Here is a 23,396-nt window from a genome sequence, read left to right on the forward strand (position 1 = left end):
AAGAGCAGGTCGGTCTTCTGGAGTGCGGTGACGGCCGGGACGGAACCGTGCATGCCGGGCATGCCCAGGTGCTGCGGGTGGCTGTCGGGGAAGGCACCGAGCGCCATCAGGGTGGTGACCACGGGGGCGCCGGTCAGCTCGGCGAGGATCCGCAGCTCGGCGGTGGCCTGTGCCTTGATCACGCCGCCGCCGACGTACAGCACCGGGCGCTTGGCGCCCACCAGCATCTTCGCGGCCTCGCGGATCTGCTTGGCGTGCGGCTTGGTGACCGGCCGGTAGCCGGGCAGCGAGAGCTCGACCGGCCAGCGGAACGTGGTGGTGGCCTGGAGCGCGTCCTTGGCGATGTCGACGAGGACGGGGCCGGGGCGGCCGGTGGCGGCGATGTGGAACGCCTCGGCGATCACCCGGGGGATCTCGGAGGGGTCGGTGACCAGGTAGTTGTGCTTGGTGATCGGCATCGTGATGCCGCAGATGTCCGCCTCCTGGAAGGCGTCGGTGCCGATCGCCTTGGAGGAGACCTGGCCGGTGATCGCGACCATCGGCACGGAGTCCATGTAGGCGTCGGCGATCGGGGTCACCAGGTTGGTCGCGCCCGGGCCGGAGGTGGCCATGCAGACCCCGACCCGGCCGGTGGCCTGGGCGTAGCCGGTGGCGGCGTGGCCGGCGCCCTGCTCGTGCCGGACCAGGATGTGGCGCACCTTGGCCGAGTCCATCAGCGGGTCGTACGCGGGAAGGATGGCCCCGCCCGGGATGCCGAAGACGGTGTCCGCGCCCACGGCCTCCAGCGAGCGGATGAGCGACTGGGCGCCGGTCATGGTTTCGACGACGTGCTGGGGAGCGGGAGCGTGGGCGGCCGTGGTGTCCCCGCGGCGGGGGGATGCGGCGTGCTCAGTCATCTGCCTGTCTCTTCTCGGAATGTGCCGGCCCGGTGGTTGCGGGCCCCGGTGGTGCGAGGGTGGGGTCCCGGTTGCGGGCCGATCGCCGGCTCTGCCCCAATCGTCCCGCTTCCTCCCCGGGAATCGGGGCGGATCGGGCGGTCGGAGCCAGGGGTCTTGCGGTGGTGGAACAGCGTCAGTGCAACAAAAAACCCCTCGTGCCAAGGGCATGCGAGGGGTGGCGCGTCGGTCTGTCACAAGCGGGGCGTGTGAGCCCGCTCAGCCGACGCGCCCGCCAAGTACGAGAATTCGGGTGCGCATGGCAACGACCCTCCTCCTGTCCGGGGGCGCGTGTCAAGCAGGTGGGATGACCGTCTCGCCATGCGGACCCGGCCCTGGACCGGTCACCGCGCGGCGTTCGGGCAGGTCGGGGGCACCGTGGTGATGCACGACACGCCCCCCGCCGCCCTCCCCGCGGCCACCCGTCCGGGCCTCCGCGGCCAGGTACGCGCGCCGGGCCGAGACCGAGCCGAGCGGCCTGGGCAGCGGGTAGCCCCGGCGCACCAGCGCCCGGCGCAGCCGGGTCTCGTCCAGCGGCGGCGCGAAGGCCGAACCCTGGCCCTGCCGGCAGCCCAGCTCCTGGAGCGCGGCGACCTGGCGGGGCAGGTCCACCCCCTCGGCGCCGGTGACCAGACCGAGGTCGTGGCCGAGCCGCAGGGCGTGCCCGGCGAGCGTGCGGCTGAGCGCGGACTCCCCGAGGTCCTGCACCAGTGTGCGGTCCAGCTTGAGGCCGTCCAGGGGCAGCCGGGCCAGCTCGCCGAGCGAGCCGCTGCCGGCGCCGTAGCCGGCCAGCACGGTGGTCACCCCGAGCCGGCGCAACGCGGCCAGCCGGCGGCCGAGTTCGTCGGCGAGCGAGTCCGGGCCCATCCGGGCCACCTCGATCACCAGCTCGCCGGCCGGCAGTCGGCTGTCGCGCAGCGCCGCGGCCACCGTCTCGTACAGACCGGGCGAGCACAGCCGCTCGGTGGAGAGCCGGACCGCGACCGGGACGGGCGCGGGGCCGCTGCGGCTGCGGCCGGACTGGCCGCGCCGGTTGGCCGCGGCCGTCACCGCCTCCTGGACCAGCCAGCGGGAGAACCGGGTGGCCGCGTCGCCGTGGTCGGCCGAGCGCAGGAACTCGGCCGGGGTGAGCAGCAGGCCGCCCGCCGAGCGCCAGCGGGCCTGCGCCTCGACGCCGGTCACCGCGCCGCTGGCGAGGTCCACCACGGGCTGGTGAAGCAGGGTGAAGCCGCCCTCGCGGACGGCGGCCCGCAGCCGCTCCTCCAGTTCGGTGCGGCGCTCCAGATCGGCCCGCATCGCGGGGTTGTAGAGCACCACCCGGCCCTTGCCCTCGGACTTGGCCCGGTACATCGCGAGGTCGGCGTTGCGCATCAGCTCGTCGGTGGCCGCCCTCGGGTCGGCGGCCGGGCCGCGTTCGGGGGTGCCGAAGGCGATGCCGATGCTGGCGGCGACACCGAGTTCGGCGCCGCCGATCCAGTACGGCTCGGAGAGCGCGACCCGCAGCCGCTCGGCGAGCTCCTGGACCTGGAGCCGGCCGAGCGGGCCGCAGACCAGCGCGGCGAACTCGTCGCCGCCGAACCGGGCGACGGTGTCCCCGCAGCGGACGGCCCCCTGGAGCCGGCGGGCCGCCTGCACCAGCAGTTCGTCGCCCACCTGGTGGCCGGCCGTGTCGTTGACCGCCTTGAAGCCGTCCAGGTCGAGGAAGAGCACCGCGACCCCGGCGCCGCCCTCGCCCTGCTGGCCGCGGGCGCCGAGGGCGGCCCGCAGCCGCTGGGCGAACAGCGCCCGGTTGGGCAGGTCGGTGAGCGGGTCGTGGAAGGCGTTGTGCTGCAACTGGGCCTGGAGTATCACGCGTTCGGTCACGTCCCGGCTGTTGAGGATGAGGCCGTCGCGGTGCCGGCTGACCGTCGACTCGACGTGCAGCCACTCGCCGCCGCCGGAGCTGATCCGGCACTCCACCCGGGCGGACGGCTCGGCGGTGCCCGGGGAGCGGTGGGCGGTGAGCCGGACCCTCGCCAGGTAGCGGCGGACCTCGGCGAGCACCCGGTCCACGTCCTCCGGGTGGACCAGGTCCAGCAGGTTGCCGCCGACCAGTTCCTCCGGGTCCCGCCCGTAGACGCCGAGCGCGGCCGGGGAGACGTAGGAGAGCACGCCGTTGGCACCGGCGATCATGATGACGTCGCTGGAGCCCTGCACCAGGGAGCGGAAGTGCGCCTCCTTGTGGGCGAGTTCCTGGGCGAGCGAGAGGTTGTCGAGCAGCATCACGCCCTGGCGCAGGATGAGCGCCAGGCCGACGGTGCAGGCCGCCGCGGCCACCACCCGGTCCAACTCCCGCCCGCCGAGGGCGTTGTAGAGGATCCCGGCGGTGCACACCGCGGCGGCCGCGTACGGGGTGAGCGCGCTGAAGGTGGTGGCCACCCGGCGGCGCGGCAGGCCTCCGGCCGAGGGGTGCTCGCGCAGCGGGCGGCGCCAGCGCGGCGACCACGGCGCCCAGGCCAGCAGCAGGCTGCCGGAGAACCAGCCGGCGTCCAGCAGTTCGCCCGAGCGGTAGCTGCTGCGCAGCTCCGGGGAGGTGAACAGGGCGTCGCACAGGACGGTGACGGCCAGCGCCACCATCGCGGTGTGCACGGCCGCCCGGTTGCCGTCCCGGCCGCCGAAGCGCAGCCCGACGACCAGGCTGACCAGCAGGATGTCCAGGACCGGGTAGGCCAGGTTGAGGGCCAGCCGCAGCGGCGAGCCGGCCTCGCCGGCGGCGATCCGGCCGAGCGCCAGGCTCCAGCTGAGGGTGAACAGCGAGCCGGCGATCAGCCAGCCGTCGAGCAGCAGGCAGAGCCAGCCGGCGGCCGAGCGCGGGCGCTGGGCGAGCACCAGCACACCGGTGATGGCGAGCGGGGAGAACAGCAGGAAGGCGTACTCGGCGAGCGAGTCCTGCGGCAGCGGGCTGCGGGCGACCAGTTCGTACCAGCCCCAGGTGCCGTTGCCGCAGGCCACCATGAGCGAGGAGAGGCCGAACAGCAGCCAGGCCGGGCGGGCGCGCCCGCCGGCCGTGCAGCCGTACACCAGGCAGGACAGCGCGGCCGCGAGCGCCGCCGCGGCCAGGCCGAAGTCGCCCATGAAGATGGAGAGTTGGAAAGAGCCCCAGCCGGTGGCGGCACCCAGGGCGTAGGCCAGGCAGAGCGCGCCGAGGACGAGGCCGGGCAGCGTCCGGCTCTCCCGGAGCCGGCACAGCGGGCCGCGCCGGCCGGGGGCGGACGCGCCGGCTGCGGCTGCGCCGGGCGTGGACGCGTCGGGCTCGGACGCGTCGGCGGGTGGCACGCCCGGCCGTCCGGCCCCGGGCAGCACCGTATCGGTGGAGCTCACTCGGCCTCTCCCCCTCCGGCCCGGGGCCTGGCGCCCCGGCCACGGGCCACCGGCCGCGCGCCTCTTGGCCGTACGCGGTGGCCTGGCGCCCCGTCAGGACGGAGGCCCAGGGGGTGGGCGGCCTTCCGGTCACCACACCGCACCGATGTTCCCGATCGGGACCCTACACCAAATCCGTCACTCAATGACACATGCACTCAACTTAGAGTAATGGCGACGGGGTGGGGAAATGCACCCGATTCCGGCGGATCGGCCCGGTTGGCGGCGGCGCGCGGCCGGGGGCTCACGCGGCGCGCACGGGAGCACGCGACGGCGCCCGGCCCCGGGCCACCCGGACCGGAGACGGCCGGGGGCCCGGCGCCGGGCGCACGGGTCATCGGGAGGCCCGGGCCGGACACGGCCCAGGTCCTGTCCGGCCTAAGCCGGATCGTCCGGGAACAGCCGCAACCGGTGCGCCAGCGCCGCCGCCTCACCCCGGCCGGTGACCGCGAGCTTGCCCAGGATGTTGGAAACGTGCACGCTCGCGGTCTTCGGAGAGATGTACAGCTCCTCCGCGATCTGCCGGTTGCTCCAGCCGCGCGCCAGCAACCGGAGCACGTCCCGCTCACGGGGGGTGAGGCCGAAGGACTCCCCGACGGGCGGGGTCGCGGCCGGCCCGGCGGCCGGGCGCGCGGCCGCCACCGGGGTCAGCGTCAGCCCGGCCCGGTCGGCCAGGCCCGCGACCTCCGCCAGCAGCGGACGGTCGCCCCGGACGGTGGCCAGTTCCCGAGCCTCGCGCAGCAGTTCGGCCCCGGCCTCGCGCCGCCCGGCCAGCACCTCGGCCTCGCCGGCCCGCAGCAGGGCGACCGCCAGCGGGTACGGCAGCCCGGTCGGGCGCAGCGCGGCGACCGCGGCGGCCCACTGCTCCGGGGTGTCGGCGGCCTCGGCGCGGGCCAGTTCGCCCTCCAGCAGCCGGGCCCAGCCGTGGTGCACCGGCGCCCGCGGCCGCAGCCGGGCCGCCCGCGCGGCGATCGCGGCCAGCGCCTCGGCCCGGCCCGCCGCGGCCTCCGGCAGGCCCCGGCTGTCCGCCTCCACCGTGGCGGCCTCGACCAGCAGCGGGTACACGTCGGACTCGTGGCCGAGCCGCCCCTCCTCCGCCAGCGCGGCGAGCAGTTCCTCCCGGGCCTCCATCGGCCGGCCGGCGAGCGCGGCGATCCGCACCGCCAGCCGACTGATCGGCACGCTGTGCTGGAGCTGGCCGACCCGGTTGGCCGACCGGGCCTGCGCCAGCATGGTCGCCGCGCCGGCCAGGTCCCCGCGCAGCAGCGCGAGGTCGCCGCGCATCCGGTCCAGGAACTCGGCGTGGGTGCCGGTCAGGCTGGTCAGCTCGCAGGCGTCGAGCACCTCGGCGGCCTCCCGGATCCGCCCCAGGTCGGTCAGCGCCTCGGCCAGGTTGCCGGTCAGGATGGTGCCGATGTTGCGCAGCAGGCCGTTGCCGTCCGCGTAGACCAGGCCCTCGCGGGCCAGCACCACCGCCTCCTCGGCCCGGCCCACCCCGCGCTGCATGCTGGCCAGGTTGTTGACGCCGCGCAGCAGCAGGTCGGGCACGCCCAGCCGGCGGGCCGCCTCGACCGCCCCGGCCAGTTCGGCCAGCCCGCCGTCGGCGTCGCCGTGCACGTCGTAGCGCAGGCCGCCGAGCGTCATCCGGGCGTGCACCTCGACGGAGTGCGCGCCGACCTCCTGGGCGATCCGGATCGCCCGCTCGGCCAGCTCGATGTGCTCGGGGCCGGGCTTCTTGAGCATCGCCACCCCGGCGCCGAGCGCGAACACCTCGGCCTGGACGGCGGACGGCGGCAGGTGGTCGACCAGCCGGTGCGCGTGGAGGATCTCCTCGTCGTCACCGGAGCGGCGCAGATTGCCCAGCATCCGGGCCCGGTTGATCCGGAACCAGGCCGCGCGCACCGGGTGCACGGCCTCGTCGACCAGCCGCAGCCCCCGCCTGGCGAGGCTCAGGCCGCGCTCGCGGTCGCCGCAGCGCCGGGCCGCGACCACTGCCTCGGCCAGCACGTCGACCAGCTGGATCCGGTCGCAGTCCCCGTCGGCGGTGCTGTGGTCGCAGGAGCCGGGCGGATAGGTCTCGGCCCAGTCGTACGGGCGCAGGGTGTGCGCCAGCACCTCCTCGGAGACCATGTCCCACAGCTCCAGGGCCCGTTCCAGCATGCCCAGTTGCTCGGCGAAGGCGTTGCGGCGGCGGGCCGCCCGGGCGGCGTCCAGGGCGGTCGGCAGGGCGCGGGCCGGGTCGTGCGCGTGGTACCAGTAGTTGGCCAGCCGGGCGGGCAGGGCGTCGCAGGAGACCAGCTGCGGCTTCGCCTCCACGGCGAGCGCGAACTTGCGGTTGATCCGGTGCCGTTCACCGGGCAGCAGGTCGTCCGAGACCGCCTCGCGGACCAGCGCGTGCCGGAAGCGGTAGCCCTCGCCCTCGCCGTCCGGGCGCAGGATGTTGGCGCCGACGGCCGCCCGCAGCGCCTCGATCAGCGCCTCCTCGTCGTCGTGCAGGACGGCCGCCAGCAGGGCGTGCTCGACGTGCGAGCCCCCCTCGGCGGCGATCCGCACCACTCGCTGGGCCTCCTCGTCCAGGCTCTCCACCCGGACCAGCAGGATGTCGCGCAGCGAGTCGGTGAGCCCGGCACCGCAGCCGTCCTCGAAGGCGGTGGCCAGCTCCTCGACGAAGAACGGATTCCCCTCGGAGCGGCGGTGGATGCGGTCCACCAGCTTCCGGTCGGGGTCGGCGGTGCCGAGGATGCCGGCCAGCTGGGCGGCGACCTCGCCGCGGCCGAACCGCTCCAGCTCCAGCCGCTGGACGGTGCGCAGTCGTTCGAGCTCGGCCAGGAAGGGGCGCAGCGGGTGGCGGCGGTGCAGGTCGTCGGAGCGGTAGGTGGCGACCAGCAGCACCCGGGACCGGTGCAGGGTGCGGACCAGGAAGGCGAGCAGTTCGCGGGTGGAGCGGTCGGACCAGTGCAGGTCCTCGACGGCGAACACGAGGGTACGCTCCGCGCCGAGCCGCTCGAACAGCCTCGCGGTGTGCTCGAACAGCCGGGCCCGGCCGTACTCGTCGTTGGGTTCGCCGTCGGCCTCGCCGAACTCGGGCAGCAGCCGGGCCAGGTGCCCCTCGCTGCCGGCCGCCGCGGCCTCCAGCTCGGCGCCCAGCGAGCGGTGCAGCCGGCGCAGCGCCGCGGCCAGCGGGGCGTACGGCAGGCCCTCGGCGCCGATCTCCAGGCAGCCGCCGAGCGTGGTGACCGCTCCCCCGGCGGCGGCCCGCTGCAGGAACTCCTCCAGCAGCCGGGTCTTGCCGACGCCCGCCTCGCCGCCGATCAGCACGGCCTGCGGGCTGCCGGAGCCCGCCCGGCGCAGCGCGTCGGTCAGTTCGGTGATCTCGCTGCCGCGGCCGACGAAGACGGGACTCACCGATATCTGCTGCATGGAGGCGAGCATGCCATAGCCGGAGGTGGCGGGCCGAGGGGTTATCTCCCCTGGCGAACGCCCGGAGGGGGAGGCGCTCCCCTGCTGCGCCTCCCCCTCCGAAACTCCCTCGGCACCGTCGTGGTGCCGGTCCGTCAGCATTCGCGCTGGCGCGCGGGGCGCCGCTGGAAGCGGGCGGCCACCGGACGCTGCCGCAGGCGGCGTCCCTCCTTGGCCTCCCGGACCAGGCGCTCGTGCTCGGCGCGGACGGCCAGCTCGTGGGCGTGCTGCTGGATGAGCTCGTACTCGATCACTTTCGGTTCCCCCTGTGGGTTTCACTGCGTTTCGCTGTCGAGTAAGAGCTTCCTCTCCCAGCGGGGGGTGCCGCATCGGAAGCCCTACCGATCTTCCGGGCCCCGGATGCCTTAGATCGGGGCCCCGGGAACGACAAAGGCCCGGTCTTACCTCGTTTTCGAGGTGAGACCGGGCCTTAGGCCTTACTTAGAGGGCCTTAGGCGCCTTAGACGCCTTAGGACCTCAGGCAAAGACGCCCAGATTCTCTGGGTTGTGCTTACTGCCCCTCGACGGCGAGCCGCTCCAGGATCAGGTCCTTGACGCGGGCCGCGTCGGCCTGGCCGCGGGTGGCCTTCATGACCGCACCGACCAGCGCGCCGACCGCGGCGACCTTGCCGTCACGGATCTTGGCGGCGATCGCCTCGTTCTCGGCGATGGCCTGGTCGACGGCCGCACCGAGCGCGGAGTCGTCCGAGACGACGGCCAGGCCGCGCTTCTCGACGACCTCGTCCGGCTCGCCCTCGCCGGCCAGCACGGCCTCGATGACCTGGCGGGCCAGCTTGTCGTTCAGCTTGCCCTCGGCGACCAGCGCGGTGACCCGGGCGACCTGCGCCGGGGTGATCGGCTGCTCGCTCAGCTCGGTGCCGGTCTCGTTGGCCCGGCGGGCCAGCTCGCCCATCCACCACTTGCGGGCCTGGTCGGCCGGGGCGCCGGCGGCGATGGTCTCCTGGATCGGCTCGACGGCGCCGGCGTTCAGCACCGACTGCATGTCCTTGTCGGACAGGCCCCATTCGGCCTGCAGCCGGGCCCGGCGCACCCGCGGCAGCTCGGGCAGGCCTGCGCGCAGCTCCTCGACCCAGGCGCGGGCGGGGGCGATCGGCACCAGGTCCGGCTCGGGGAAGTAGCGGTAGTCCTCGGCGTTGTCCTTGATCCGGCCCGAGGTGGTGCTGCCGTCCTCCTCGTGGAAGTGCCGGGTCTCCTGGATGATCGTGCCGCCGTCGGTCAGCACCGTGGCGTGCCGCTGGATCTCGAACCGGGCGGCCCGCTCCACGCTGCGCAGCGAGTTGACGTTCTTGGTCTCCGAACGGGTGCCGAAGGTCTCGGTGCCGTTGGGGCGCAGCGACAGGTTGACGTCGCAGCGCATCTGGCCCTTGTCCATCCGCGCCTCGGAGACGCCCAGCGCCTTGATCAGCTCGCGCAGCTCGGCGACGTACGCCTTGGCGACCTCGGGGGCGCGCTCGCCGGCCCCGACGATCGGCTTGGTGACGATCTCGATCAGCGGGATGCCGGCCCGGTTGTAGTCGAGCAGCGAGTGAGTGGCCCCGTGGATGCGGCCGGTGGCGCCACCGACGTGGCTGGACTTGCCGGTGTCCTCCTCCATGTGGGCGCGCTCGATCTCAACGCGGAAGGTCGAGCCGTCCTCCAACTGCACGTCGAGGTAGCCGTTGAAGGCGATCGGCTCGTCGTACTGCGAGGTCTGGAAGTTCTTGGGCATGTCCGGGTAGAAGTAGTTCTTCCGCGCGAATCGGCACCACTCGGCGATCTCGCAGTTCAGCGCCAGGCCGATCTTGACGGCCGACTCCACGCCGATCTCGTTGACCACCGGCAGCGAGCCGGGCAGGCCCAGGCAGGTCGGGCAGGTCTGGCTGTTCGGCTCGGCACCCAGCTCGGTCGAGCAACCGCAGAACATCTTGGTCTTGGTGCCCAGCTCGACGTGGACCTCAAGGCCCATCACCGGGTCGTACGACGCGAGAGCGTCCTCGTAGGAGACCAGGTTCATGACGCTCACAGCGTCCCCTTCACTAAAAGACTTGGGAGGTACGGGCCCGGCCGCCGCTCGCGCGGGGCCGGGCCGGGGCGCTCAGCTCAGCCCAGCAGGACGTCGTCGGAGCCGAGCTGGCGCAGCTCGCGCACCAGCAGGGCGGTACCGGTGATCAGCGCGGCGGCGCCGACCAAGGCGTTGACCAGCTTGAGGGTGTCGCTCTCCTCGCGGGCCTTCCGGACGTCCTTGACGACCGAGACCGCGCCGAAGGCGCTGGTGCCGATGGACAGCCACAGACCCGGCTTGCTGTGCTTGAAGCCCTTCAGGGACGACGGTGCCTTGAGGGACGACGGGGCCTTGGCCTTCTCGATCCTGCTCACAGTGCCGGTGCCTCCTCCAGCAGGGTGTGCCCCCACTTGTCGTTGAGTGCGGCCTCGACGGCGCCGCCCACCCGGTACAGGCGGTCGTCCGCCATCGCGGGTGCGATGATCTGCAGGCCGACCGGGAGATTGTCCTCCGGGGCCAGACCGCAGGGCAGCGACATGGCCGCGTTGCCCGCGAGGTTCGACGGAATCGTGCAGAGGTCGGCCAGGTACATCGCCATCGGGTCGTCGGCGCGCTCGCCGATCGGGAAGGCGGTGGTCGGCGTGGTCGGCGAGACCAGCACGTCCACGCCCGCGAAGGCGGCGTCGAAGTCGCGCGAGATGAGCGTGCGGACCTTCTGGGCCGAGCCGTAGTAGGCGTCGTAGTAGCCCGAGGAGAGGGCGTAGGTGCCGAGGATGATGCGGCGCTTGACCTCGGGGCCGAAGCCGGCCTCGCGGGTCAGGGCGGTGACGTCCTCGGCCGAGCGGGAGCCGTCGTCGCCGACCCGCAGGCCGTAGCGCATCGCGTCGAAGCGGGCCAGGTTGGACGAGGCCTCGCTGGGCGCGATCAGGTAGTACGCGGGCAGCGCCAGGGTGAAGGACGGGCAGGAGACCTCGACGACCTCGGCGCCCAGCTCGCGCAGCAGCTCCACCGACTCGTTGAAGCGCTCCATCACGCCGGCCTGGTAGCCCTCGCCGGCGAACTCCTTGACCACGCCGATCCGCATGCCGCGCACGTCGCGCAGCTTGGCGGCCTCGACCACGGCCGGGACGGGCGCGTCGATCGAGGTGGAGTCCAGCGGGTCGTGCCCGGCGATGGCCTCGTGCAGCAGCGCCGCGTCCAGCACGGTGCGGGCGCACGGGCCGCCCTGGTCCAGCGAGGACGAGAAGGCGACCAGGCCGTAGCGGGAGACCGAGCCGTAGGTCGGCTTGACGCCGACGGTGCCGGTGACGGCGCCGGGCTGGCGGATCGAGCCGCCGGTGTCGGTGCCGATCGCCAGCGGGGCCTCGAAGGCGGCCAGCGCGGCGGCCGAACCGCCGCCGGAGCCGCCGGGAATGCGGGAGAGGTCCCACGGGTTGCCGGTCGTGCCGTAGGCGGAGTTCTCGGTGGAGGAGCCCATCGCGAACTCGTCCATGTTGGTCTTGCCGAGGATGACCACGCCGGCGTCCTTGAGACGGGTGGTCAGCGTGGCGTCGTACGGCGGGATCCAGCCTTCGAGGATCTTGGAGCCGCAGGTGGTCGGCACGCCCTTGGTGGTGAAGACGTCCTTCAGCGCGAGCGGGACGCCGGCCAGCGGGCCCAGCTCCTCGCCCTTGGCACGCTTCTCGTCGACGGCCCTGGCGGCGTTCAGCGCGCCCTCGGTGTCGACGTGCAGGAAGGCGTTGACCTTCTTGTCGACGGCGCCGATGCGGTCCAGGTGCGCCTGCGCCACCTCGACGGCGGACACCTCGCCCTTGGCGATGGCGGAGGCCGTCTCAGCGGCGGTGTACTTGATCAACTCGGTCATCTCGGTCAGTCCTCCCCGAGGATCTGCGGCACACGGAAACGCTGCTCCTCGGCGGCGGGGGCGCCGGACAGCGCCTGCTCCGGGGTGAGCGACGGCCGCACCTCGTCCGCGCGCATCACGTTGGTCAGCGGGAGCGGGTGGGAGGTCGGCGGGACGTCCTGTCCGGCGACCTCGGAAACGCGGGCGACCGCGCCGATGATCACGTCGAGCTGCTCGGCGAAGTGGTCCAGCTCTTCGGGCTTCAGCTCAAGACGCGACAGCCGGGCGAGGTGGGCGACCTCCTCGCGCGTGATGCCAGGCATGCAGCGATCCTCAGGGTGAGTTCTGGTGAGGCCCGGCGCCGCGCGCAGGCGGTGCCGGGCCCGGGCAGGAGCAACCGGTCCGGTGCTCCGTCCTCGTGGTCTTTGGACCCCATCCTATGGGGCCCGGCCCGGCCACCGGCCAACGAGTGAGCGAGCGCGCCCGTCACTGCGGCCTGGTGCGGGCCCAACTCTGCGCGCCCGGCGCCTTGATCTCGATCTGCGCGGCCGACACGGGCTGGGGCGCGGGCACGGCCTGGACCGTCTGAACGGCCTGCACGGCCTGCACGGCCTGCGGGAGGGTCGGGGGCAGCACGGGGGGCAGCACCGACGGGAGGGTCGGGGGCAGCACCGGCGCGATGGCCTGCTGGACCACCGGCTGGACGGCCTGCGGCAGCACCGGCTGGACCGGCAGGCCCTGGCCCCCCTGCACCGCGTGGAGGGCCGACGGCAGCCGGCCCGGCGGGGGGACCAGCCGCTCCACCGGCGGGGCGCCGGTGCGGTGCACCCGCAGCCAGGCGGTGGCCTGCTCGGCCGGCAGCGCCGCCGACACCAGCCAGCCCTGGACGGCGTCCACGCCCATGCAGTGCAGCCGCTCCCAGGTCTCGTCGTCCTCGACGCCCTCGGCGACCACGGTCAGGCCCAGCGAGTGGGCGAGCTCCACCGAGCAGCGCACCACCGCCGCATCGTGGTCGTCGGCGACCATCCGGGAGACGAAGGAACGGTCGATCTTCAGCTCGCCGACCGGCAGGCTGCGCAGCCGCACCAGCGAGGAGTGGCCGGTGCCGAAGTCGTCCAGGGACATCCCGACGCCGTAGCCGCGCAGTTCGGCGAGGGTGTCGGCGGCCCGGCGGGAGTCGTCCAGCAGCAGCCGTTCGGTGATCTCCAGCTGGAGCGCGTGGGCCGGCACCTGGTGGCGGACGAGGTGGCCGGCGACGCGCTGGGCGAAGCCGGGGTTGAGCACGTCGCGCGGGGAGACGTTGACCGCGACCTGCACCTGGAGGCCCTGTTCCCGCCAGTAGGCGAGCTGCCCGACGGCGGCCTCCAGCACGTAGTCGGTGAGCCGGGGCATCAGGCCGCTGGACTCGGCGAGCCCGACGAACTCGTCCGGCGAGACCCGGCCCTGGCCGGGGCGCTCCCAGCGCAGCAGCGCCTCCAGGCCGACCACCCGGCCGTCGAAGGCCACCTTGGGCTGGTAGTGCAGCTGCACCTCGCCGGTCTCCAGCGCCCGCCGCAGGTCGCCGAGCAGCCCTATCCGGTACGGCGTGTCGGCGTCCTGGGTCTCGTCGTACTGCGCGACGCCGCTGCAACCGCGCTGGGCGTGGCCCATCGCCACGTCGGCGCGGCGCAGCAGCGCCTCGGCGTCCTGGGCGTGCTGCGGGTAGACGCAGACGCCGGCGCTGGCCTCCAGCACGAGCAGCAGCCCGTCCAGCCGGATCGGCGCGGCGAGTTCGGCGATCAGCGCCTTGGCGACCCGCTCCAGGCTGTCCGGGCAGTTGATGCCGGGCAGCAGCACGGCGAACTCGTCGCCGCCCATCCGGGCCACCATCGGACGGCCGCGCCGGTAGTTCCGGGGCAGGCCGGCGAAGACGTCGTCGATGGACTCCCGGGTGGCGCTGCCGGCCGGGCCTCCGGAGCGCAGCGCGCGGTGCAGCCGGCGGGCGATGTGCACCAGCAGCCGGTCGCCGGCGGTGTGACCGAGGGTGTCGTTGAGCGATCGGAAGCGATCGAGATCGAGCAGGATGAGACCGACGCTGTAACCTTCCGCGCGCTCCGCGATCGCCTCCTGGGCGGCCATCAACAGGGCCTGACGGTTGGGCAGATCCGTCAGCGGGTCGGTCAGCTGGTCACGGGCGCGGTCGCGGGCGATCCGCCAGGCGGCGACCAGCACCGCCAGCGGCACCGCGAACAGCGGCAGCAGTTCGGGCTCGTACCGGTAGACCAGGACGGCCAGCGGGATGAGCGGCGCGGCGCCGGCCAGCAGCACGCCGAGCAGCAGGACCGCACCTGCCACCCCCTGCGGCGGGCGTGTGGGCGCACCGCCGGTCGTACGATCCATAAGCCCTGTCCTCCGTCGGGCCCGCCCCGTCAGGCCGCCTTACGGTGAGGCACCGTGCCGGTACCGACAGCTGCCGGGCATGGAGCGACCCCGCGGAGCACCGGCTCAGCCGGTGCCCCCACCCCTGCTGACACTCTGTTGCGCTCCAGGGTATGCCGGGGTCCACCCGGTGGGCAGACTTTCGGACAACCGGAAACGCGCCACCGCGCCCGGGTGTCGCACAGTGACACAATGCCCGCTTCCACGGCGCGACACCCGGTGACGTTGCATCAGGACGATAACAAGACGGGCTCGGTCACGCTCCGCTCGGGTCGGCCTCCGGAGCGGCCTCGGCGGGGGCCTCCCCGACCTCGGGCAGGCCGAGGTGGGCACGGGCCGCGGCCGGTCCGTCGGCGAGCAGCACGGCGAAGCCGGCGTCGTCCAGGACCGGCAGTCCGAGCTGAACGGCCTTGTCGTACTTGGACCCGGGGTTGTCACCGGCCACAACAAAATCTGTCTTCTTCGATACCGAACCGGTCACCTTCGCGCCGCGCGAGGTCAGCGCCTCCTTGGCCCCGTCCCGGGTGTGCCCGGCCAGGGTGCCGGTGACCACGACGGTCAGGCCCTCCAGCGGGCGCTCCGCCTCCTCCTCGTCGGCGGGCTCCTCGGTGAAGCGGACGCCGGCCGCGCGCCACTTCTCCAGGATCCCCCGGTGCCACTCCTCCTGGTACCACTCGACGACGGAGCGGGCGATGATCGGCCCGACCCCCTCGACGGCGGCCAGCTCCTCCTCGGTGGCCGAGAAGATCCGGTCGAGGTCCCGGAACTCCCGTGCCAGCTCCTGCGCCGCGACCGGCCCGACGTGCCGGATCGAGAGGCCGTTGAGGAAGCGCCACAGCGGACGTTCCTTCACCCTCTCCAGATTCTCCAGCAGCACGCCCGCCGTCTTCTTGGGCTCGCCCTTCTGGTTCGCGAAGAAGGTGGCCTTCTTCTCCTTGCCGGTGCGGTCGTCCAGCTTGGGCATGCCCGTCTTCTGGTCGCGGACCAGCACCTCGATCGGCAGCAACTGCTCCATCGTCAGGCCGAAGATGTCGCCCTCGTCCCGCACCGGCGCCTCTGCCGGCTCCAGCGGCTGGGTCAGCGCGGTCGCCGCGACATAGCCCAGGCCCTCGATGTCCAGCGAGGAACGGCCGCCCAGGAAGGCGATCCGCTCGCGGATCTGCGCCGGGCAGAACTGCGCGTTGGGGCAGCGCAGATCGATGTCCCCCTCGGACATCGGGCGCAGCTCGGCCCCGCACTCGTGGCAGTGCGAGGGCATCACGAACTCCTGCTCGGTGCCGTCCCGCAGGCTCTCCACCGGGCCGAGGATCTCCGGGATGACGTCACCGGCCTTGCGCAGCACGATGGTGTCGCCGAGCAGCACGCCCTTGGCCTTGACGACCTGCTGGTTGTGCAGCGTCGCGTACTGCACCATCGAGCCGGCCACCTTCACCGGCTCGGCCAGCACCGCGTACGGGGTGGCCCGGCCGGTGCGGCCGATGCCGACCTTGATCGCGGCCAGCTTGCCGGTGACCTCCTCCGGCGGGTACTTCCAGGCGATCGCCCAGCGCGGGGACTTGGAGGTGGAACCGAGCCGCCCCTGCAGGGCGATCTCGTCCACCTTGACCACGACGCCGTCGATCTCGTGCTCGACCGAGTGCCGCTGCTCGCCGAAGTGCTCGATGAACGCCCGCACCTCGTCGAGCGTCCCGACCACCTTGTTGTGCCGGGCCGTCGGCAGGCCCCACGCGCGCAGCAGGTCGTAGGCGTGCGACTGGCAGTCGATGTCGAAGCCGACCCGGGCGCCGATGCCGTGCACCACCATGTGCAGCGGACGGGACGCGGTGACCAGCGGGTCCTTCTGGCGCAGCGAACCGGCGGCGGCGTTGCGGGGGTTGGCGAACAGGTGGACCAGCGCCTGCGGACGCCTGCCCTCCTTCGCGCGCTCCTCGTTCTCCGCCCGGCGGCGCTCGTTCTCCGCCGCCAGCGAGGCGTTCAGCTCCTCGAAGGCCTCGGTCGGCAGGTAGACCTCGCCGCGGATCTCGACCAGCTCGGGCAGGTCGTCGCCGGTGAGCTGCTGCGGGATCTCCTTGATGGTGCGGACGTTGGCGGTGATGTCCTCGCCGACCCGGCCGGTGCCCCGGGTCGCGGCGAGGACCAACTGGCCGCGCTCGTAGGTGAGGTTGACGGCCAGGCCGTCCACCTTGAGCTCGCACAGGTAGTGGTAGTCGATGCCGTCCAGCTCGCGGGCGACCCGGTCCGCCCAGGCCGCCAGCTCCTCGTCGTCCATGGCGTTGTCGAGGCTGAGCAGCCGCTCGCGGTGCTCGACCTTGGTGAAGCCCTCCGCGACGTCGCCGCCGACCTCCTGCGTCGGCGAGTCCGGCGTCACCAGGGCCGGGTGCGCGGCCTCGATCGCCTCCAGCTCGCGCATCAGGACGTCGAACTCGGCGTCGCTGACGACCGGGGCGTCCTGCACGTAGTACCGGGCGCGGTGCTCGGTGATCTCCACGACCAGCTCGGCGTGCCGCCTGCGCACCTCCGCAGGGACGTCCTCCCAGCCCTCGACAGCCACCACCGCAAGCCCTCCTACGTTCTCATTCCGGGTTGTCCACCAGGCTCTGCGCCGCCCGCGCCGCAAGCGACAGCGCCTTGCGCGCGTACGCCGGGGACGCCCCGGCCAGCCCGCAGGTCGGCGTCACCAGCACGCGGCGGCCCAGCAGCTCCGGGGCGAACCCGAGCCTGCGCCACAAGGTCCTGACACCCTGGACACTACCGGCCGGGTCGGACACCGCCTGGTCAGTGGAGGGCACGACACCAGCGAGGATCGCCGTGCCCGCCTCGACCGCCTCGCCCAGGTCGTCGTCGTCCCGCTCGGTCAGCAGCGAGAAGTCCAGCGAGACCCCGGCCACACCGGCCCGGCGCAGCAGCGGGATCGGCACGTCCGGCGCGCAGCAGTGCACGACGACGGGCACGTCCAGGCCCCGGATGACCTCGCGCAGCACCTCCTCGGCGACCTGCCGGTCCACCGAGCGCAGCCGCTGGAAGCCGCTGGCGGTCTTCACCGAACCGGCCAGCACGGCGGGCAGCGAGGGCTCGTCGAGCTGGAGGACCAGTTGGGCGCCCGGGACCCGACTGCGGACGTCGGCGAGGTGGCGGCGCAGGCCCTCGGTGAGCGAACCGGCGATGTCCCGGCAGGCGCCGGGGTCGGAGAGCGCCTTCTCGCCGTACTTGAGCTCGATCGAGGCGGCCAGCGTCCACGGCCCGACGGCCTGCAGCTTGAGCGCGCCCTGGTAGCCCTGGGTGAACTCCTCCAGCGCGTCCAGGTCCTCGCGCAGCCAGGAGTGGGCGCGCCGGGTGTCCCGGCCGGGGCGGTCGGCGAAGCGCCAGCCGCTCGGCTCGGTCTGCGCGAACAGCTCGACCAGCAGGCCGGCGCCACGGCCGATCATGTCGGCACCCGGCCCGCGGGCGGGCAGTTCGGGCAGGAACGGCAGCTGCTCCAACGCCCCGGTGGAGGTCTTGGCGGCCTCCCGGGCGTCGGTGCCGGGCAGCGAACCGACGCCGGTGGCGGCGCCGCGCAGGTCGGGGAAGGGCTGTGGGGTGCTCACCCGCCCGAGCCTAGTGCGCGGCGCCGCGCGCGTTTCAGCGCCCCGGGCGGACGGTGATGTCGGTGAGCTCCGCGTCACGGGAGGCGTCGAGGGCGGCGAGGATCGCCTTGGCCACCGACTCGGGGGCGATCCAGCGGTCCTCGTCGTAGGCCTTGCCCTCCTGCTGGTGCACCTTGGCCTGCATCGCGGTGGCGGTGCGGCCCGGGTAGACCGAGGTGACCCGGACGCCGTTCGGGTGCTCCTCCTGGCGCAGCGCGTCGGCCAGCGCCTTGAGGCCGTGCTTGCTCGCCGCGTAGGCCGACCACTCGGCATGGGCGGAGAGCCCGGCCCCGGAGTTGACGAACACCACGTGCCCCTTGACCAGGCGCAGCGAGGGCAGCAGGAGCCGGGTCAGCTCGGCGGGGGCGACCAGGTTGACGTTCAGCGTCTCCTGCCAGGCCTTGACCGACAGGTCGCCGACCGTGCCCAGCTCGACCATGCCCGCGACGTGCAGCACGGAGTCCAGCTCGACGGGCAGCGCCTGGTGGCCGAAGGCCCAGGAGAGCTTGGCCGGGTCGCCGAGGTCCCCGACCAGGGTCTTCGCCCCGGGGAAGCGCTCGCGCAGCTCGGCGGCGCGGCGGGCGTCGCGGGCCAGCAGCCAGAGGTCGTCCCCGCGCTCGGCGAGGCGTTCGGCGAGGACGGCGCCGATGCCGGAGCCGGCGCCGGTGATCAGATGAGTGGCCATGGTGGTGATCCTCTCAGGCCTTGAGCTGCGCGAAGACCTCGGCCGGGGTGTCGGCGAACCGGATCAGCTCGGCGAGCGGGCGGGGCAGGAAGCCCTCGACGTCCATCCGCTCCATCTGCGTGCGCAGGCCCGCGTAGAAGCCCTCGGTGTCCAGGACGATCACCGGCTTGTCGAACATGCCGTGCTTCTTGAGCTCCAGCACCTCGGTCACCTCGTCGAGGGTGCCCAGCCCGCCCACGAGCACGACGATCGCGTCCGCCCGGGCCGCCAGCTCCGCCTTCCGCTCGGCCAGGTCACGGGTCATGACGAGCTCGTCGGCGCCGACGTACCCCTTGTGCTTGAGCATCTCGACCAGCACCCCGACCAGCTTCCCGCCGGCCGCCTTCACCTCGTCGGCCAGCAGCCCCATCAGCCCGGCGTTGGACCCGCCCCACACCAGGGTGTGGCCACCTTCGCCGAGGAGCCGCGCGAACTCGGCGGCGGGGGCGGTGTAGCGGTCGTCGAGCGAGTACGCGGAGCAGAAGACTGTGATGTTCATAGTGCCATCTGGTCTATCACGCCCCGGCGCACTCACTCACCGGCTTTAGGCCTCGGCCAGCCTCCTCCGAGCATCATGCCGTCCTCTCCGGAGGGTGTGCCGGCGGCGGCGAGTTGCCGATTCGGCCTTCGGGCTGCTGAGAGCTGGTAGCAGTCCACTCTTCCGGGCCCGGGCAGTCACGTTGTCCCGTGCGAGGAAGCCGCGCAGCCGGCACTGCGAGTATGCCAGGAGCGTTCGATCCGGCCGGGTCGACAGGGTGATCGTCCCCCTTGGCCGGCACTGCCGCTCACGCGCAGGAGGGCAGGAGCCCCCGGCCCGGGTGGGCGTGTCGGTCCGAGAGGACACCCAGGACGGCGACCAGACCGGCGGCGAGACGGTCCGCGGGGTCGGCGCCGGGCGTGTTCTCGGGCCGGTGGGACGCCAGGCGGGCGGCCAGCCAACCCGGGGACGCCCAGCCCGCCCGGACGGCCATGGTGGTGAACCGGCGCAGCAGGTCGTCCTCCGGGACGGCGCGGGCGGGCTCCTGGAGGTCGGGCGGCAGGTGCTCGGTCATCCGCTCCCAGCCCGTGGGGTCGGGCGGCGGCGGCAGCGGTGCCGGTGCGGGCTGTTCGCTCGCGCGCGGAGTGGTACCCGTCACTACAACAGCAACCATCTTCTTGTCCTGGTAAGGGACTTCCTGGTTGCGTCCGCACGTGCGGAGCGACGAGCCCGCACGTGCGGATTTGTCCGGCTCCGCACGTGCGGACTTCCGTTCGCCGCAGCGCGGCCTCGGCAGCGCCGCAGGTGCGGACTTCACCGACTCCGCACGTGCGGACTTACCGGCGGCGCAGCGGAGTTGCTCCTGCTTGACGCGCCGGGCGTCGGCGCGCAGGACGGCGAGGGCGGCGTCCCAGTCGGGGACGCCGCCCAGGGGCACGGTGACGGCGTAGCCGCGAACCCGGGTGCCGGAGGGGCCGTGGACGAGGGCCATGACCCCGGCCGCCTCGGCGGCCCGGTAGAAGCCGGGGACGGAGTCCTTGGAGACCCGGCAGGCCCGGGAGAACCAGAGGTTGGACGGCGGGCAGTGGAGGTTGGTCCCGTCCGCGTCGGCCTTCTGCGCGGCGTGCATGAGGAAGAGGACGAAGGACGGCCCGAGGGACTTCCAGGGCCCACCGGTCGGGACGCTCTGCATCCACTGCCCGATGCGGACCCGGAACTCGTTGGCGGGCGGGGTGCCGGTGGGGCGGGAGAGGGCGAGGGCTTCGGTGGTGACGGCGACGGGCACGTTCGGCCTTTCGTGGCCGATATGCGAGCCGGAGCGCGTCCGGGCTGGCATACTGGCCGAGGTGTTATGCGCGTGCGCCGGAACCGCCAAGTTTACGGGCGTACGCGGGAATGGCCACCGCCCAACTGGGCGGTGGCCATTGCAGTTTACGCCGACAGATCAGCGGATTTGACGGACAGTCATGAATTCACTGCGGCGAGTGCTCGCGCATGAGTTCGGGATGCACGCTACGCGAGGTAGGCCTGCTGCCACTCCAGCGAGGTCATCGACAGTGCCGCCTCGGCGAGTTGGCGGGCGGACTCGGTCTTGAGGCTGCCGAGACTGCTGTCGATCCACAGGAGTGCTCCGCGATGGTCTCGGGATCCTTCACCCCGGCGATCCACCAGCCCGACCGCTTCGCCCGCTTGAGCATCCCCGCCTCGAAGAGGTACCCGCCGCGCCCTTTGCCTGCCGTTCTCAACCATGGCCGTCCTTCTCCTGTCCCGGATCCATCACCACGTCTCCACCCCGTCCCGCAGATACCGTGAGCCGCCATCCGCGATCGCTCTCACAGCCGCGTTCAGCCGGTTCCGCTGGCGGGTTCGCAGCCGGTCGGCGGCCTCCGGCGCGGACAGGAAGACGGCCTCGGACAGTTCGTCGTCGTGCGGCCGCACCCGCGCGGCCAGGTCGGACGAGAGGGTGCCCGCGTCGAAGATGAACGCGATCTGGTCGTCCCACGGGCCGTGCGGGGCAACCCAGTCCACGACCAGCAGGCGGTGGACCGTGATCTCCAGGCCCAGTTCCTCGCGCAGTTCCCGCACTGCGGCCTCGTCCGGCGACTCATTGGCCTCAGCCATCCCTCCGGGCAGGTCCCAACCCTCCTTGTAGGTCGGGTTGACGGTCAGGATGCGACCAGCCTGGTCGCGCAGGATCACGTCCGCAGAGACGCGCTTGCGAGCCTGCCGGGCATTGCCCTCGGCGAGGTAGGCGTGCCAGGCATCGGTGTCGGTGGGTGCGGGTCTCACGTTGAACCTCCCCGAGGCGACGGGATGATGTCGGCGAGCAGGAGCAGCCGGGCTCTGCGCGCCTCATCGAATCGTGCCAGGTATTCACGCACCGGGCCGTACTCGCGGTACCGCCCGAAGAGTTCACCGAGGCCATCCATCTGATGGACGACTCGGACGGACCCGAGGGTCGGGCTGGTGGTCAGAAGTTCTGTTCCGACGCCGATTGCGGCGTCCAAGTCTCCGCAATCGGCGTGGATGCGTGCGAGGGTGATGCGGCTGAATGTGAGCGAACGCGCGCGGCCTTCTTCCCGTAGGACCACAGCCTGCTCACCGCATCGAAGGGCAAGCTTGGAGCGGCCCAGGTCACTGAACGCCAACGCGGACTCGCTGGCGAGGGTAGCGTCGTCGAAAGGGCTCAACCACGGATGCTCATCATCAGCTCCAACCGCAAGTGCGGTGTGAGCGTGGTCGAGTGCCCGCGCCGCCGGACCGTGCTGCCGAGAGGCTGCCAACGCTCGGGCCATCACGGCGTTCAGCCGAGCCATGAGGCCTGGCAGATGCGGGCCCTGGCAGGCCATTTCGATGCCGACGGTAGCCCAGTGCACGGCATCCGCCGAATCGCCGGCCTGGAGGGAAAGGTGGCTGGTGCTGGCTGCTACGTGTGCCATCAACGGCAGATCGCCGGAGGCGCGGGCGAGAGGGAGCGCGCGAGCGAAGTGCCGGGCAGCCAGGTCGTCACGGCCGGAGTCGTGGGCCATCCAGCCGGCCATCTCAGTGAGCGCAGCGGCGGCAGCGAACACCTGCGGGCCGCTCGCAACATCGACCAGACGCGGCGCAACCTTGCCGGAGAGATGGTGAACCACAGCCGAGTACAGGCGTCCACCTCCCGCCTGCCGATCCGCATGGCGAAAGGCATCCACGGTGGCCAGGTCGTCGCCGTCGGCTTCCGGTAAAGCCTGCGCAAGGGGCGAGGGTCCAGGAGTGGCGTCCGGCTCCCATGACCTGCGGGCAAGACCGAGCAGTTGCCCCGGAATGTGGAAGGCGTCGGCGATCTGCTCGAACAACGCCAACTTCTCGACCCTGGTCTTGCCGTTCATGTAGTCGTAAAGCCGTCCCTGGCTGATCTCCACAGCGGCTGCAATCCGCCGGGTACTGATGCCGCGCGCGTTGAGGAGCCGGAATACGGCGCCCATGTCGCGGGTCGCACACGCTCGCAGCAGACGCTCGTCCTGGAGTAGCCCAGCGGCCACTTCACGCACACTTGGCTGAACACCCATGGTCTCGCTCCCCTTACAGCGTGTACTGATCGTAGGTCCACGGTGCCAGCCCTGACTCCGATTTGGAGTCACCGGATCGGAGTCTCCTGCGACCGCAACGTGACCGTTGAATGAGCATCAGCCGCCCTGATCCATCCACGGGAGCGAATCTTGATGTCTCCACTCACCGCTTTGCCGACCAACGTGATCGGCTGCACTGGGGAAACGCTGCTGACTGCCGTCGCTACACCGGATACCGCTCGCTTCACCACACCGGCGACCATCCGCCTGCCGTACCAGGCCGAGTCGGTGGGCGCCGCGCGTCGGTTCGTCGTGGCGAAGCTTCGGGAGTGGGGGTTGGACGATCTGGTGGACGATGCCTCCCTGATCGCCAGCGAGTTGGCCACCAACGCCGTCAGGACCGGCTGTCAGACACGCATGATTGTCGCCGTGCGCCGCCCGAGCGACCGAATCATCCGCATCCTCGTCGGTGACGGCTCTTGCTCGATGCCCGTGATGATCCAGGCCGAGCCCGACGCCACGTCGGGTCGAGGCTTGGCGATGGTCCACCGGCTCACCCAGGGCCGTTGGGGCGCCAGCCCCCGCCCGTTCGGGAAGGTCGTGCACGCCGACCTCCCGACGCCCAAGCCGACCTCTCCGTGAGCCGGCAGCCGCCGGACGACGGTTTCGATCCCGAAGACGCGCCGCCGTCCGTTTCCGACCCCGATCCCGATCCCGATCCCGATCCCGATCCCGATCCCGATCCCGATCCCGACCGAGTCTGGGCTGCCCTGGGGGTGTCCGCCGCTGCCGGGCTGCACATCGTCGTTGCGGCCCTGATTCTGATCAACCGCTCCCACTGAAACCCCCGCCCGTGCCGCCGGGCCAGCGGCACGGGCGGCAGGCAGTAACCCCACCGGCTCCCGCCGTCCGGCGAAGTGGCAATCCACGGTCGACAGCGGAGGCATCCCCGAGGGCGGTCGCGCGC

General features: G+C 72.7%; 17 protein-coding genes and 2 pseudogenes. 2 read left to right on the forward strand and 17 right to left on the reverse strand.

All coding sequences use genetic code 11. The features are described 5' to 3' along the window. The 17 genes and pseudogenes from AC07AL_RS08970 to AC07AL_RS09050 form a co-directional block, all read right to left on the reverse strand. Nucleotides 1–896: thiamine pyrophosphate-binding protein (locus AC07AL_RS08970; protein ID WP_478317258.1), on the reverse strand; the 896-nt coding region annotated here is incomplete at its 3' end. A gap of 333 nt (nt 897–1,229) precedes the next feature. Continuing rightward, entirely contained in the window at nt 1,230–4,163 is a 2,934-nt protein-coding gene (locus tag AC07AL_RS08975; protein WP_363633249.1) for a putative bifunctional diguanylate cyclase/phosphodiesterase, read from the reverse strand. Nucleotides 4,164–4,712: 549 nt separating this feature from the next. Further along, the gene (locus AC07AL_RS08980) at nt 4,713–7,754 is read right to left on the reverse strand and encodes a helix-turn-helix transcriptional regulator (RefSeq protein WP_363582142.1); all 3,042 of its coding nucleotides are present in this window, start codon (nt 7,752–7,754) and stop codon (nt 4,713–4,715) included. Between the two features lie 134 nt (nt 7,755–7,888). Beyond that, nucleotides 7,889–8,047 (reverse strand): hypothetical protein, encoded by a 159-nt coding sequence (locus AC07AL_RS08985; RefSeq protein WP_159398431.1) that lies wholly within the window; start codon nt 8,045–8,047, stop codon nt 7,889–7,891. Nucleotides 8,048–8,304: 257 nt separating this feature from the next. Beyond that, nucleotides 8,305–9,816, reverse strand: a complete 1,512-nt coding sequence (gatB, locus tag AC07AL_RS08990; protein WP_363582140.1) for an Asp-tRNA(Asn)/Glu-tRNA(Gln) amidotransferase subunit GatB — start codon at nt 9,814–9,816, stop codon at nt 8,305–8,307. 77 nt (nt 9,817–9,893) lie between these two features. Next, nucleotides 9,894–10,169 (reverse strand): hypothetical protein, encoded by a 276-nt coding sequence (locus AC07AL_RS08995; RefSeq protein WP_363582138.1) that lies wholly within the window; start codon nt 10,167–10,169, stop codon nt 9,894–9,896. Beyond that, a complete protein-coding gene (gene gatA / locus AC07AL_RS09000) occupies nt 10,166–11,659 on the reverse strand; it encodes an Asp-tRNA(Asn)/Glu-tRNA(Gln) amidotransferase subunit GatA (protein WP_363582136.1) in 1,494 nt (497 codons plus the stop codon). Before gatA ends, AC07AL_RS08995 begins: the two co-directional genes overlap by 4 nt. 5 nt (nt 11,660–11,664) lie before the next feature. Then, a complete protein-coding gene (gene gatC / locus AC07AL_RS09005; RefSeq protein ID WP_030057414.1) occupies nt 11,665–11,961 on the reverse strand; it encodes an Asp-tRNA(Asn)/Glu-tRNA(Gln) amidotransferase subunit GatC in 297 nt (98 codons plus the stop codon). 505 nt (nt 11,962–12,466) lie between these two features. Further along, nucleotides 12,467–13,954 (reverse strand): annotated as a pseudogene (locus AC07AL_RS09010) (putative bifunctional diguanylate cyclase/phosphodiesterase); the annotation flags it as partial. 358 nt (nt 13,955–14,312) lie between these two features. Beyond that, complete coding sequence (ligA, locus tag AC07AL_RS09015; RefSeq protein WP_400989271.1) at nt 14,313–16,607, reverse strand: NAD-dependent DNA ligase LigA; 2,295 nt, start codon at nt 16,605–16,607, stop codon at nt 14,313–14,315. Nucleotides 16,608–16,629: 22 nt separating this feature from the next. After that, nucleotides 16,630–17,640: a methionine synthase gene (locus AC07AL_RS09020; RefSeq protein WP_363582132.1), complete on the reverse strand. Its 1,011-nt coding sequence runs from the start codon at nt 17,638–17,640 to the stop codon at nt 16,630–16,632. A gap of 34 nt (nt 17,641–17,674) precedes the next feature. After that, nucleotides 17,675–18,364, reverse strand: coding sequence for an SDR family oxidoreductase (locus tag AC07AL_RS09025; protein WP_363582130.1), 690 nt, complete (start codon nt 18,362–18,364; stop codon nt 17,675–17,677). A gap of 13 nt (nt 18,365–18,377) precedes the next feature. Then, nucleotides 18,378–18,902, reverse strand: coding sequence for an LOG family protein (locus tag AC07AL_RS09030; RefSeq protein ID WP_400806275.1), 525 nt, complete (start codon nt 18,900–18,902; stop codon nt 18,378–18,380). A 286-nt stretch (nt 18,903–19,188) separates the two neighbouring features. Then, the gene (locus tag AC07AL_RS09035) at nt 19,189–20,166 is read right to left on the reverse strand and encodes a hypothetical protein (protein ID WP_400471428.1); all 978 of its coding nucleotides are present in this window, start codon (nt 20,164–20,166) and stop codon (nt 19,189–19,191) included. A gap of 337 nt (nt 20,167–20,503) precedes the next feature. Further along, nucleotides 20,504–20,578, reverse strand: a pseudogene (locus AC07AL_RS09040) (HD domain-containing protein); the annotation flags it as partial. 79 nt (nt 20,579–20,657) lie between these two features. Beyond that, nucleotides 20,658–21,170 carry an NUDIX hydrolase gene (locus AC07AL_RS09045; RefSeq protein WP_363633237.1) on the reverse strand — a complete coding sequence of 171 codons (513 nt, stop codon included), beginning with the start codon at nt 21,168–21,170 and terminating at the stop codon, nt 20,658–20,660. Continuing rightward, nucleotides 21,167–22,429, reverse strand: coding sequence for a helix-turn-helix domain-containing protein (locus AC07AL_RS09050; RefSeq protein ID WP_363582120.1), 1,263 nt, complete (start codon nt 22,427–22,429; stop codon nt 21,167–21,169). Before AC07AL_RS09050 ends, AC07AL_RS09045 begins: the two co-directional genes overlap by 4 nt. Nucleotides 22,430–22,582: 153 nt before the next feature. Between AC07AL_RS09050 and AC07AL_RS09055 the strand changes: the two genes are divergently transcribed. Then, the gene (locus tag AC07AL_RS09055; protein WP_363582118.1) at nt 22,583–23,071 is read left to right on the forward strand and encodes an ATP-binding protein; all 489 of its coding nucleotides are present in this window, start codon (nt 22,583–22,585) and stop codon (nt 23,069–23,071) included. Then, on the forward strand, nt 23,068–23,271 hold the full coding sequence (locus AC07AL_RS09060; protein WP_478317259.1) for a hypothetical protein: 204 nt from the start codon (nt 23,068–23,070) through the stop codon (nt 23,269–23,271). Before AC07AL_RS09055 ends, AC07AL_RS09060 begins: the two co-directional genes overlap by 4 nt. Nucleotides 23,272–23,396: the final 125 nt, after the last annotated feature.

The organism is Kitasatospora sp. NPDC043949, assembly GCF_056435365.1.